Origin of the sequence: Kineosporia sp. A_224 (assembly GCF_002198655.1) — a bacterium.
Lineage (GTDB): Bacteria > Actinomycetota > Actinomycetes > Actinomycetales > Kineosporiaceae > R-H-3.
Genome location: NZ_MWLN01000042.1, coordinates 14,656 through 27,085 on the forward strand (window position 1 = coordinate 14,656; position 12,430 = coordinate 27,085).

Annotated in this window: 13 protein-coding genes; 11 read left to right on the forward strand and 2 right to left on the reverse strand. The window is 74.8% G+C overall.

Going from position 1 to position 12,430, the window contains the following annotated elements:
- The first annotated feature begins 13 nt into the window (after nucleotides 1-13).
- The 7 genes from EDJALFJO_RS03220 to EDJALFJO_RS03240 all read left to right on the forward strand — a co-directional run bounded on the left by EDJALFJO_RS03220 (nucleotide 14) and on the right by EDJALFJO_RS03240 (nucleotide 4,834).
- Nucleotides 14-817 carry a phosphotransferase gene (locus EDJALFJO_RS03220; RefSeq protein ID WP_198949958.1) on the forward strand — a complete coding sequence of 268 codons (804 nt, stop codon included), beginning with the start codon at nucleotides 14-16 and terminating at the stop codon, nucleotides 815-817.
- 159 nt (nucleotides 818-976) lie between these two features.
- Nucleotides 977-1,318, forward strand: a complete 342-nt coding sequence (locus EDJALFJO_RS03225; protein WP_088282166.1) for a YciI family protein — start codon at nucleotides 977-979, stop codon at nucleotides 1,316-1,318.
- An 85-nt stretch (nucleotides 1,319-1,403) separates the two neighbouring features.
- A complete protein-coding gene (locus tag EDJALFJO_RS33965) occupies nucleotides 1,404-1,871 on the forward strand; it encodes a VOC family protein (RefSeq protein ID WP_198949959.1) in 468 nt (155 codons plus the stop codon).
- A 40-nt stretch (nucleotides 1,872-1,911) separates the two neighbouring features.
- Nucleotides 1,912-3,186, forward strand: a complete 1,275-nt coding sequence (locus EDJALFJO_RS03230; protein ID WP_158220264.1) for an inositol monophosphatase family protein — start codon at nucleotides 1,912-1,914, stop codon at nucleotides 3,184-3,186.
- 36 nt (nucleotides 3,187-3,222) lie between these two features.
- A complete protein-coding gene (locus EDJALFJO_RS03235) occupies nucleotides 3,223-3,585 on the forward strand; it encodes a hypothetical protein (RefSeq protein ID WP_088282170.1) in 363 nt (120 codons plus the stop codon).
- Between the two features lie 132 nt (nucleotides 3,586-3,717).
- Entirely contained in the window at nucleotides 3,718-3,882 is a 165-nt protein-coding gene (locus EDJALFJO_RS33970; RefSeq protein ID WP_158220265.1) for a hypothetical protein, read from the forward strand.
- Between the two features lie 91 nt (nucleotides 3,883-3,973).
- The gene (locus EDJALFJO_RS03240) at nucleotides 3,974-4,834 is read left to right on the forward strand and encodes an alpha/beta fold hydrolase (RefSeq protein WP_088282172.1); all 861 of its coding nucleotides are present in this window, start codon (nucleotides 3,974-3,976) and stop codon (nucleotides 4,832-4,834) included.
- A gap of 12 nt (nucleotides 4,835-4,846) precedes the next feature.
- On the opposite strand, the gene EDJALFJO_RS03245 is transcribed toward EDJALFJO_RS03240, so the two are convergent.
- Nucleotides 4,847-5,302: a GNAT family N-acetyltransferase gene (locus EDJALFJO_RS03245; RefSeq protein ID WP_233149656.1), complete on the reverse strand. Its 456-nt coding sequence runs from the start codon at nucleotides 5,300-5,302 to the stop codon at nucleotides 4,847-4,849.
- 31 nt (nucleotides 5,303-5,333) lie between these two features.
- A complete protein-coding gene (locus EDJALFJO_RS03250) occupies nucleotides 5,334-7,004 on the reverse strand; it encodes a sigma-54-dependent Fis family transcriptional regulator (protein ID WP_088282176.1) in 1,671 nt (556 codons plus the stop codon).
- Between the two features lie 236 nt (nucleotides 7,005-7,240).
- Between EDJALFJO_RS03250 and EDJALFJO_RS03255 the strand changes: the two genes are divergently transcribed.
- From EDJALFJO_RS03255 to mftF, 4 genes are all read left to right on the forward strand, one after another.
- On the forward strand, nucleotides 7,241-8,356 hold the full coding sequence (locus EDJALFJO_RS03255) for an NDMA-dependent alcohol dehydrogenase (protein ID WP_088282178.1): 1,116 nt from the start codon (nucleotides 7,241-7,243) through the stop codon (nucleotides 8,354-8,356).
- A 50-nt stretch (nucleotides 8,357-8,406) separates the two neighbouring features.
- Complete coding sequence (locus tag EDJALFJO_RS03260) at nucleotides 8,407-9,291, forward strand: MoxR family ATPase (protein ID WP_233149657.1); 885 nt, start codon at nucleotides 8,407-8,409, stop codon at nucleotides 9,289-9,291.
- 140 nt (nucleotides 9,292-9,431) lie between these two features.
- Nucleotides 9,432-10,238 carry a vWA domain-containing protein gene (locus EDJALFJO_RS03265; RefSeq protein WP_198949960.1) on the forward strand — a complete coding sequence of 269 codons (807 nt, stop codon included), beginning with the start codon at nucleotides 9,432-9,434 and terminating at the stop codon, nucleotides 10,236-10,238.
- A 414-nt stretch (nucleotides 10,239-10,652) separates the two neighbouring features.
- Nucleotides 10,653-12,224: a mycofactocin biosynthesis glycosyltransferase MftF gene (gene mftF / locus EDJALFJO_RS03270; RefSeq protein WP_158220267.1), complete on the forward strand. Its 1,572-nt coding sequence runs from the start codon at nucleotides 10,653-10,655 to the stop codon at nucleotides 12,222-12,224.
- The last annotated feature ends 206 nt before the right edge of the window (nucleotides 12,225-12,430 follow it).

Consider the following 12,430-nt stretch of genomic DNA (forward strand, 5'->3'; position numbering starts at 1 on the left):
GCACAGTGGCGGCGTGTCCCCAGACGATCGGACGACGGCACGAGACCGGGCGGCCGAGACGAACGCCGAGTTCCGTCCGGTGAGCATCGCCCAGGGCGTCGTCACCCGGCCCGCATCCGCGCAGACGGCGACGGTGCACGCGTTCCTGCGGCACCTGCGGGCGCACGGGCTGGGGGACGTCGTCCCCGAGCCCTTGTCGGACGACGGGACGACGGAGACGCTGCGTTTCGTCGGCGGGGACGCCGGCGGCGCCGCCTGGCAGCACCAGCACGACATCGCAGGGCTCGAGTCCGCCGCCCGGCTGCTGCGCCGGATCCACGACGCGTCACGGACCTGGGTGCCGCCGGACGGTGCGGTCTTCGGCCATCCGGTGCTCGCCGTCCCGGCGGAGGAGGCGACGGTCTTCTGTCACGGGGACCCGGGCCCGTGGAACGTCGTCTGGCGGGCCGGCCGGGCCGTGGCACTGCTCGACTGGGACTACCTCCACCCCGGGAGCCCTGTCGACGACCTCGCCTACGCGCTCTTCTGGTTCGCCCCGGCCCGGGCGGACGAGCACTGCCTGGACTGGCACCACTTCCCGGCCGTCCCGGATCGTCGCGAGCGCATCCGGCGCTTCCTCGCCGCGTACGGCCCGACGCCGCCGTTCGACGTGGTCGATGCGATCGTCCGGCGCGGGCAGGCGACCATCGACCTCGAGCTGGCGCTGGCCGCCCAAGGGGTCGAGCCCCAGCGCACCTGGGTCGCCGACGGTGCGGTCGACGAAGAGGCGGCGGAGCTCCGTTGGGTGGCGGACAACAGGGACCTGCTGACGCCGTAGTCACCGGTCGGGACGTGCGACGACCGCACGACGAGTTCCGCGCCCGGACCCGCTCAGTTCCCCGCCCCTCGGCGGTCTCCTCCGCCGGTAGTGGCACGGGCCGCTGCGTCCCGGCCAGTCCGGCCGCCCGCAGCGCCCCTGAGACAGAGGAGTCCCACCATGCAGCGGTACCTCATCTCGTTCGACGACGGTGCGATGGACCACATCGCCGAGGCGGACTTCCCCGCCGTCGGGGACGCCTCGCACGCCGTGGTCCAGCAGGCGAAGGACGCCGGTGTGTGGATCTTCGGCGGCGGGCTGGAGCGGCAGCAGGCGAGCATCGTCGCGACGGACGGCACGGTCACCGACGGCCCGTTCGCGGAGACCAAGGCGGTCGTCGGCGGGTTCTCGATCATCGAGGTGCCGTCGCGAGACGACGCCCTGGAGTGGGCCGCCAGGATCGCCGCGGCCTGCCGGTGCGCGCAGGAGGTGCGGGAGATCATGTTCGACCCCCTCTCGTGAGCGGGACGCCCGGACCCGATGAGTTCCGCCGCGCACGCCGATCTACAGCCCGTACCCGCCGACCCACCGAACCGGAGACCCCGTCATGACCGCTCCCGCGCACCCCGGCCGCATGCTGTTCGTCAACCTCCCCGTCGCGGACGTCGCGCGCAGCACGGCGTTCTTCGATGCGCTCGGGTTCAGCTTCAACCCGGCGTTCTCCGACGAGACCTCCGCCTGCATGCTCGTCGGCGAGCACGCCTTCGTCATGCTGCTGGTCCGCGAGAAGTTCGCCCAGTTCGCGCACCTGCCGGTCGCCGACCCCACCACGCACACGCTGGCGCTGTTCACGTTCAGCGTCGCGTCGCGCGACGAGGTCGACACGGTCGGCGCGGCGGCGCTCGCGGCGGGCGGCCGGGAGGCGGACGGCGCCGAGGACCACGGCTTCATGTACTCGCGCAGCTTCTACGACCTCGACGGCCACGGCTGGCAGGTCATGTGGATGGACCCGGCCGCCGCAGCGGGCGCCGAGGCTCCCGCGGTCGCCCCGGAGGACGTCGCCGCACCGGTCTGATCACCGCGGGGCGATCGGGGCGCGCGGGTACGGTCGTCGGGTGGAGATCACCGTCCGCCCGGCGACCCGCGACGACGTCGGTGTGCTGCACCGCCTCCGGGTGGAGGCCGAGGACTGGCTGGCGGTGCGGGGGATCGAGCAGTGGGGCCACGGCGAGCTGACCGAGGAGGATGTGCGGGCCCAGGTGGTCGACGGGCAGTGGCACGTCGGGCAGACGGACGACGGTGAGGTCGCCGGCGGTCTGCGCCTGCTGTGGGCGGACGAGCAGATCTGGCAGGCCGACCACGCCTTCGCCGCGTACGTCCACGGCCTCGTCGTCGGCAGGCGCTTCGCCGGGCTCGGCGTCGGCGAGCGGCTGCTCGGGTGGGTGCAGGAGCGGGCGCGGGACGCGCAGGCGCCGACGGTGCGCCTGGACTGCGTCGAGGGCAACGCGGCACTGCGGTCCTACTACGCCCGGCTCGGGTTCCGTGAGGTCGGCCGGCGGGACTTCGACGGGCCCTGGTTCGCCGCGGTCCTGATGGAGAAGCCGGTGCCGGCACCGGACCTCGCCGACGACCTCCGACTCGCCCTCGACGTCTCCGACCGCGCGGCGCGCCTGGCGTCGGCCCACTTCGAGGCCGGGGTCGCGGCGACCCCGAAGGCTGACGGATCGCCGGTCACAGAGGCGGACCGGGCCGTCGAACGGCTGCTCCGGGAGGCGCTGTCGCGGGCGCGGCCGGGTGACGCGCTCCTCGGTGAGGAGCTCGGTCGTGTCGGGGAGTCGGAGCGGGTCTGGGTCCTCGACCCGATCGACGGCACCGGCTTCTTCGTGCGGGGTGACCCGAACTGGCGGGTCCACGTCGCCCTCCAGGTCCGGGGGACCATCGAGGTCGCCGTCGTCACCTCGCCCGCGCTGCGGCGCTGCTGGTGGGCGACCCGGGGCGGCGGCGCCTTCGAGGCGGCGTGGCCGCGTGCGGACGGCGAGCCGCGCCGGCTCGAGGTCAGCACGACGGCGGCGCTGGACGGCGCCGTCCTCGATGCCGTGGGCGACGCGGCGAGGGCGCGTCTCCCTGCGGGCACGGGGCGCCCGCCGGCGACCCCGCTTCCGCTGGTGGGGCTCGTCCGCGGGGAGGTCGACGCGGTGCTGGCCGAGGGCTACCACGTCTGGGACCACGCGCCCTGGATCCTGCTCGTCGAGGAGGCCGGCGGTCGGTTCAGCGACCGGACCGGTGGCCGGGCCTGCGACCGGGGCGGCGGACTGTACTCGAACGCCGCACTCCACGACGCGCTGCTCACTCTCCTCGGCTACCCGGCTCAAGAGCGTTGCCGCGACTGACGATCATCGGACGAAGGAGTGATCCAGGAGGTCGGAATGCGTTGCGAGTGGCTCGAGGAGAACGGCCTGCGGTTCCTGTCCGTGGACTACCGCGGCAACCTGTCCAAGGACGAGATGCTGGCCCTGCTCGAGGAGCAGGTGACCGAGGTCGAGGCGGCCGGTCGGGGTGCGCGTGTGCTCATCCTCGTCGACCCGAACGACCGCCCGCACCCGGACTTCCTCGACGCCGTGAAGCACGCGTACCGCGAACGTATGGACCCCGCCGGCGCGAAGGTGGCGTTCGTCGGCGTCAGCGGCATCGGCCGTTCCGTGGTGCGCGGCCTGCAGCTCATGGCAGGTGGCCTGGGTGCGCTGGCGTTCCCGGGCCGGGACAAGGCGCTGGAGTACCTCGCCCGCTGAGCATCGGGCCAGGTCACGGACCAACGCACCTGTCCGCAGCGCCGTCCAGGGTGTCTGCTGGAGGTAGAGCGGCGACCCGTCCCGTCCCGACCACGAGGGCGCGGGCGCTGCGGACCCGGAGGCATGGGGACGATGGGCACCTTCTTGAAGCGACTGTTCCGGACCGAGCAGGCGGTGACGTGCTGCCCGGAGTGCAGCGCCGGCCTCGCCGACGGCGTGGTCCGCTGCGACATCTGCGGCTACGACCTGATCCGCCGCACCCGCGACTCGGTGCCCGGTCCGCACCGCGTGGTGTAGCGGGCCGGTCTCGCGCGGGCGGCGTCCGACTGGTGTAGTGCCGACTACAAGAATGTGATGTAGTACGGACTACACCAATCGGGAGGCAGCCATGACCGAGACCGACCGCTCCGCCCATGCATGGCCCGCGCCGAAGGTGGCACGCACGCACCTCGGCCCGGTCGAGTACCGCGACATCGGCGAGGGCCCGGTCCTCGTCTTCCTGCACCTCGTGCTCGCCGAGGCGTCGCACTGGGACCGGATGCCGCCGCTGCTCCCGGGGTTCCGCTGCATCCTGCCCACGCTGCCGATGGGGGCGCACCGGCTGCCCGCGGACCGCGACGCCGACCTGTCCGCCGCGGGTCTGGCCCGGGCGGTCGCCGACCTGCTCGACGACCTCGACCTGCGCGACGTGACCCTGGTCGGCAACGACAGCGGCGGGGCGATCAGTCAGGTGGTCGCCGTGAACCACCCGGAGCGTCTTGGGCGGGTGGTGCTCACGAACTGCGACATGTACGACGCCTTCCCGCCCCGGATGTTCAGCTACTTCAACGCGTTGCCGTACATCCCCGGCGGGATGGCGCTGACGGCCCGGATGCTCAAGGTCCGGGCGTTCTGGCGGCTGCCGTTCGTCTTCGGCCTGCTGACCAACGAGGTGGACGGCGTGAAGATCCACCGCTGGGCGGACGCGCTGCTCGCGGACCGGGCCGTCCGCCGGGACGCCGCGAAGGTCATCAAGGGCTTCGGGCCGAGGGTCACCAACGAGGCGGCGGCCGCGCTGCGGACGACGTCCCTGCCGTTCCTCGTCGCGTGGGGCGCCGACGACAGGGCGTTCGTGCCCGCTCTGGCGCAACGCTTCTGCGCCGAGGTGCCGACAGCCGAGCTCGTCATGGTCGAGGGCTCCAGGACCCTCGTCTGCTGGGACCGCCCGGAGCGTCTCGCCGAGCTCATCACCGAGTTCGCCCACCGCTGAGCCGGGCGCCGGTCACGGGGCCGGCGCCCACCGCAGCCACATCGCGTCGCCCTCGAACCCGGCCCGCCGGTAGACCCCGGCCGCGGCCTCGTTCGCGTGGACCGTCACGTGCTCGAGCCCGGTCGCCGCCGCGTCGGCGAGCAGCGCCCGCACCACGGCCGAAGCCATGCCCCGGCCGCGGGCCTCGGGGACGACGTAGACCGCCTGGACGTCGCCGAAGAGCCGCGGCCGGCCGGTCTGCCCCGGGACCCGTTCGGCGAGGGCGAGCCAGGCCACCGCCACGAGTGTGCCGTCCTCCTCGGCGACGAACGGCACGTGCGTGCCGAGACGAGTCCGGAACCAGTCCGCGAACCACGCGACGAACGTCTCGCCGTCCGGCGTCACCTCGGTGCTGCCGTGCTGAACCGCCCGCAGCCGCAGCCGGCCCAGCGCGACGGCGTCGTCCGCGTCGCCGCGACGCACGATCACCGCCTCGACCTCACGAGCAGACCCTAGCGACTCAGACCTCACTGATCCGCAGCGACCGCATGCGCGCGTAGAGCGTCGTCCGGCTGACCCCGAGCTCGGCCGCCGCACGGACCTTGTTGCCGCCGTGCGCCTGCAGCGTGCGGACGATCGCGTCCCGCTCGGCGCGCTCGAGGGCCGACAGGCTGCGCCCGCTCGTCGCGCTGCGGTGGGACGACGGCAGGTCGGCGACGACGACGTCCCCGACGGTGCGGTGCCGGCCGACGTGCCGCATGACGGCCTGGAGCTCGTGGAGGCCGCCGGGCCACGGCTGCCCCGCGAGGGCCTCGATGACGGACGGCGTGAGCCGGGCGGTCGACCCGGGGGCGACGTCCTGCAGCGCCCGGGCGGCGATCTCCGCCATCTCGGTGCCGCGGTCGGCGAGCGGGCGCAGCTCGTGGCGGTCCAGGCAGAGCGCGGCGAGCGGCCGGGCGGCGGCGGGCAGCGCGTCGAGCGGTCCGCTCGTGAGGACGAGCCGCGGCCGGGCGCCCGAGCTCGCGTGCTCGACGAGCAGCCGCAGGAGGTCCGCGGGCAGGACGTCGACGTTCTCCACGACGACGACGGGCTCGGTCGTCGCGAGCAGGTCGCGCAGGGCCTGCGCGCGCCGGACGGGGCCGAGGACGAGGGCGCGGACGGCGTCCAGGGTCGGTGCCGCGGGCCCGGCGGCGGCGCGCGCGGTCGTCGTCCGGCCGCTGCCGGTCGGGCCGGCGACCAGGACGGGTGCGGTGCCGGCGTCCGCGGCGTGCAGGTCGGCTGCCGCGGCGGCGCCGAGAGGGCCGCTGCCCACCCGGTCCACGGACGGCCGGAGCAGGACCACCGCACCGTGGTCGGTGCCGGCGACCCGCTGCGCGTGCACGGAGACCTCCCGGCCGGACGTCAGCGGCAGGTGCGCGACGGCGTCCCGGCCGCCGAGCCCCGAGACGAGGTCGCGGACGACGACCCGCAGCGCCGCGTAGTCCTCCGGGGAGAGCAGGTCGAGCGCCGCCCGGCTCGCGACGACGACCTCGTCGTCGAGGGCGACGACCGCCGCGCCACGGCGCGCCGCGGCGGCCTGGTAGGCGTGCAGCAGGTGGCGTTCGGAGGCCCGGCCGGCGTCGAGCAGGCGTTCCTCGATGTCGCTCACGGCCCGCCGGAGCAGCGGCGCGAGGAGCGGGTCGGCACGCTCGGCGACGCTCGTCACGTCGAGCACGCCCTCGATCCGCCGGGTCAGCGGGTGCCTGACGGGCAGCCCGTAGCAGCTGAACCGCTTGAGGTCCTCGGCGAAGTGCTCGCTGCCGTGGACGACGATCGCGCGGCCGGTCTCGGTCGCGGTGCCCGGCGCGTTCGTGCCGAGGACGTCCTCGGCGAGGACCGCCCCGGGGACGGCGCCGAGCAGGTCGAGGGCGCTCTCCGCGCCGCGGCTGTCCGTCCAGCGGTGGACGATCGCGCACCTGCGGTCGGTGAGCATGACGACGTGGCCGGTGTCGGTGAGGTCCTCGTGGAGCCGGTCGAGGACGGGCGCGGCGGCCGCGAGGAACGCGCTGCCGTCGTCCACCTCCTGGGCGGTGAGGCGCTGCGGCGCCGTCGCCGGGTCGACGCCGGCCAGCCGGCAGCGGTGCCACGAGAGCTCGATCTCCGGACGGCGTCCGGTCGCCGGCCCCGTGTCCTGGCTCCAGGTGATCGTCACCGCCCGTCGGCCTCCTCGCCGTCGACCCCCGCGACGGGCACGCCTGACCTGCGACGCGGCGCCGCCCAGTGCATTGGGTCACAGCACGGCGGGTCCGTCAAGAGGATCAACGTTCGACAGTCGCCTCGCGGGACGTTCGACTCTTGGCGAGTGTTCAGGAACTGCACACCCGTGGCGCGGGCGGTCCTGCGAGTGTGATCTGCGTCCCAGTGCCGTGACACCTCCCAGGAGCGCACATGAAGACCAAGGCCGCAGTCGTCTACGAGCCCGGCAAGCGCATCGAGGTCGAGGAGCTCGAGCTCCGCAAGCCCGCCGAGGGCGAGGTGCTCATCCGCTACACGTACGCGGGGCTGTGCCACTCGGACATCCACGTCGCGCACGGCGACCTCGAGGCCCGGATGCCGATGATCCTCGGCCACGAGGGCGCCGGGATCATCGAGGAGGTCGGGCCGGGCGTCACGCGCGTCAAGGTCGGCGACCACGTCGTCTGCTCGTTCATCCCCAACTGCGGCACCTGCCGGTACTGCGCGAGCGGCCAGCAGTCGATCTGCGACATGGGCGCGACGATCCTCGACGGGATCCTCCCCGGCGGCGGCTACCCGGCGACCGGTCCGCGCGGCGACTACGGCGGCATGTGCATGCTCGGCACGTTCAGCCAGTACGGCGTCATCCACCAGAACTCGGCCGTCAAGGTGGACGACGACCTGCCGCTCGACAAGGCCGTGCTCGTCGGCTGCGGCGTCCCGACCGGCTGGGGCGCGGCCGTGAACACCGCCGAGGTGCGCGCCGGCCAGACCGCTGTCGTCATCGGCGTCGGAGGCATCGGCATCAACGCCGTCCAGGGTGCGCGCTACGCCGGTGCCAAGTACGTCATCGCCATCGACCCGCTGGAGAACAAGCGCGAGAAGGCGATGGAGCTCGGCGCGACGCACGCGTTCGCGACGGCCGAGGAGGCGATGACCGCGGTCACCGACCTCACCCGCGGCCAGATGGCGGACGCCGCGATCCTCACCCCGGGCCTCATGACCGACGAGATCGTCTCGCAGGGCTTCCACATCGTCGGCAAGGGCGGCAAGGTCGTCCTCACCGGGCTCAACAAGATCATGGAGCCGACGATCCAGCTGCCGGGCACGCTCATGACGCTGTTCCGCAAGCAGCTGCGCGGCAGCCTCTTCGGCGACTGCAACCCGACGACGGACATCCCGAAGATCCTCGGGCTCTACCAGTCCGGCGACCTCAAGCTCGACGAGATCATCACCCGCACCTACACGATCGACCAGGTCAACGAGGGCTACGACGACCTGCTCGAGGGCAAGAACGTCCGCGGCATCGTCGTCCACGAGCACGCGTGACAGGACCAGGATCTACCGCGGGCCCGGAGGTTCGATCCTCCGGGCCCGCGGTGGCACGTCCCGTCGTCGGCCGCGACCGGGAGGGGCAGATCCTCGAGGCCGCGCTGCGCAGCGGGGCCCACGTCGTCCTCGAGGGACCGCCCGGCACCGGCAAGTCGACGCTGCTGCGCGACGTCGCCGCCCGGCGGGCCAGCCCGTTCGTCCTCGTCGAGGGCAACGCCGAGCTGACCCCGGCGCGGCTCGTCGGGCACTTCGACCCCGCGCTCGTGCTCGCCCGCGGGTACACCCCGGACGTCTTCGTCGACGGGCCGCTGCTCGAGGCGCTGCGGGCCGGCGGGCTGCTCTACGTCGAGGAGCTCAACCGGGTGCCGGAGGAGACGCTCAACGTCCTGCTCACGGTCATGAGCGAGGGCGAGATCGCCGTCCCGCGGCTCGGGCACGTCAAGGCGTCGGACGGGTTCCGGCTCGTCGCGGCGATGAACCCGTACGACGCGGTCGGGACGGCGCGGATCTCCGGTGCGCTCTACGACCGGACGTGCCGGATCACCATGGGCTACCAGGACCTCGCGTCCGAGTGCGAGATCGTCGCGCAGCAGCGCCCGGGCACACCCGACGCGTGGCGGCGGGCCGCCGTCGGGATGGTCCGGGCGACCCGGGAGCACCGCGACCTGCGGATGGGGTCGTCGGTGCGCGGCGCGCTCGACTTCGTCGGGCTGACCCGCGAGCTCGCGGCGTTGCGCGGGGTGCCGGACGACGACTGGCAGTCCGGGCTGGACGCCGCGCTCGTCGCGCTCTCGGGGCGGGTGCGGCTCGACGAGGGCTGCAACCGCGCGGTCGAGGACGTCGTCACCGAGCTGTACGTCGCGGCGTTCGGTCCGCGCCCCACCGGCCCGGACGACGACCCGTCGGGAGGCGGGGACCCGGGAAAACGCTGAGCCCGCCGCCCGGGGCGGGCCGCCCGCAGCAGGACCCCAACTCCGGCGCGAACCGCCGCGCCCAGCCGCGGGCCAGCACCCGCAGCCGCTCCGAGCTCGCCCGCAACCCGCACTTCGCCGAGCTCTCGCCCGAGGTCGGCGTGCTCGACGAGGACGCCCTGCGCGACGCGCTCGCCGCCGACCCGGACGACGTCCTCGCCCTGCTCGCCGCGATGATGACCGCGACCGACGAGGGCCTGCGGGCCGCCGTCCACCGGCTCGCGCCGAAGCTCGTGCTCGACCGCACCCGCACCGGCCGCCCGCGCCGGCGCGGGGTGGGCCGCCCGCAGCCGGCCCGGGCCTCGCTCGGCGGCGACCTGGACGTCGACGCCTCGCTCGACGCGGTCGTCGCGGCCCGCGCCGAGGGCCGCCCGCCCGGGCTCGACGAGCTGACCGCCCGGGACTGGGCCCGCTCGGACCTCGCGCTCTGCCTGCTCGTCGACCGCTCCGGCTCGATGAACGGTCCCCGGCTCGCGGCCGCCGCGGTGACCGCCGCCGCGTGCGCGCTGCGGGCGCCGGCGGAGCACGCCGTCCTCGCCTTCGCCCGGGACCCGGTCGTCCTCAAGCCGCTGGCCTCGGCGCAGCCCGCGGCCCGCACGGTAGACCAGGTGCTGCGGCTGCAGGGGCACGGGGTGACCGGTCTCGGCACGGCGCTGCGGGCCGCCGCCCGCGAGCTCGAGGGCTCGCGTGCGCACCGGCGGGTCGTCGTCCTGCTCTCCGACTGCCGCCCGACGGACGACGAGGACCCGCTGCCCGCCGCCCGCGCGATCCCCGAGCTCGTCATCCTCGCGCCGGCCGAGGACGACGAGGAGGCGCGCGCGTTCGCGGCCCGGGTCGGCGCCAAGGTCGGAACGGTCGAGCACATCCTCGCGACGCCGCACGTGCTCGAGGACGTGCTCACGGGGTGAGGGTTTGCGCTGCCATCAGGAGCGAGCCACGGCGTCGCTTGCTCTGCCATCAGGAGCGAGCCACGGCGTCGCTTGCTCTGCCATCGCGAGCGAGCCAAGGGCTGGCGCGCCACAGCTTCGGCGTTCCTCCGGGACACGCCGGTACGGCGCCAGGGTGTCGCAGACCAACGACGAACCTGTGGCGCGACCTGACGCGCCGACGGCTGCACCGACGACTGCACCGACGCCGCGGCCGGGCGTGCAGCGATGGGTGCATGGACGGGGGTGTGGGAGCACTCGCAGCGATGCACCCACGGCTGCACAGAGTTGGGCCGGGCGGCTCGGTGCGCGCCGTCCGACCGGGCAGGTGCCCGGCAGTCCGGCGGATGGCAGGCTGACGCGGCAGGCGGACGAGCGAGCGCAGGAGGCCGGCGCATGACCGACACGTCGACGCGCGTGCCGCCGCGCCGCCCCGGCGGGCTGCCCGAGGGGACCCGCGTGATGCTCGACCCGCGGGTCCGGGTGCACGGGTCGGTCGTGCTCGGCGGCTCGCCGTGGGGGGTCGCCCGGCTCGCCCCGGCCGCACTCGCGCTCGTCGCCCGGGCGCGGGTCGACGGCCCGCACGGCACCCTTCCGCAGACCCTGGCCGAGCGGTCCGCCGCCGACCTGCTCGTCGAACGCGGGGTGCTGCACCCGGTCGTGACACCCCGCTCGTCCCGGGTCGAGATCGTCGTCCCCGCGTACGGCCGGCCCGACCTGCTCGACGCGTGCCTCGCCTCGCTGACCCGCTCCGCACCGGGCGGTGACGTTCTCGTCGTCGACGACGCGTCCCCGACCGACGAGGTCGCCGCGGTCGCCCGCGCGCACGGCGCCCGGCTGCTGCGGCACCCCGAGAACCGGGGCCCGGCTGCGGCCCGCAACACGGGCCTCGCAGCGACGACCGGGGACGTCGTCGCGTTCGTCGACGCGGACGTCGCCGTCCCCCGGGGCTGGCTCGACGGGCTCGTCCCGCTCTTCGACGACCCCCGGGTCGGCGCCGTCGCGCCCCGGGTGCTGCCGCGTTCGCGCAGCCGCACCCTGCTCGCCCGGCACGAGCTGGCCCGCTCGGCGCTCGACATGGGCGCGCGGCGCGAGCTCGTCCGGCACGGGTCACCCCTGGGGTTCCTGCCGTCGGCGACGCTGCTCGTGCGGCGCTCGGCGCTCGCGGACGCCGGCCGCGGTCGGGGCGGGGCCGGGTTCGACGAGGAGATGCGGGTCGGGGAGGACGTCGACCTCGTCTGGCGGCTCCTGGGCGCGGGCTGGCACGTGCGGTACGAGCCGGCCGTCGAGGTGCACCACGAGATGCGGGTCGTCCCCGGGCAGTGGGCCCGCCGCCGCTTCGAGTACGGGACGTCGGCCGCCGCGCTCGACGACCGGCACCCCGGCCGGCTCGCCCCTGCCCGGGTGTCGGCCTGGAACCTCGCCGCGGTGGCCTGCATGCTCGCGGGCCGACCCCGGACCGGCGCCGCCGTCGCCCTCGCGGCGACCGCCGCGCTCGCGCAACGGCTCAGGTCGGCGGACGTCGACCCGGTGCTCGCCGGCTACGTCGTCGGCAAGGGCCTGCTCGCCGACGGTGCGGCGCTCGGGCACGCGCTGCGGCGGGAGTGGTGGCCCGTCGGGCTCGTCGTGCTGGCGGCGTCCGCGCGGTCGGGGGGCGACGGGCTCGGGGGCGGCGCCGGAGACCCGGCCGGCGGCCGGGGGGCTGGTCGGGTCGGGCGTCGGACGGCGCGGACGGCGGCCGCCGCGATGCTCGTACCGGTCGCGCTCGAGTGGGTCCGCACCCGGCCGGACGTCGACCCGGCCCGGTACGCCGCGCTGCGGCTCGTCGAGGACGCGGCCTACGGCAGCGGGGTGCTCGCGAGCGCCGGCCGGCAGAGGAGGCTCCGGGTGCTCGTGCCCGAGGTGCGGCTGCCGAACCTGCCGCGCTGGGGTCGACAGGGGCCGTCCTCTGGCGGCCGACGCACCTGACCTGCGCCACTCCCTGCACAAGAGCGTGCAACACATCGTGCATACCGTCGTCCTCTGGCGGACGGCGCACCCTTCCCCGGTCGTCCTCTGGTGCCTCTCGCACTCAACCTCGTCCTCTGGTGTGGGAAGCACGCCTCAATCGCGGCGGATTCAGGCGGTGGGTGCAACGGGTTGGTCTTGGGCGGTCAAGAGTAGGTGGTTGAGGG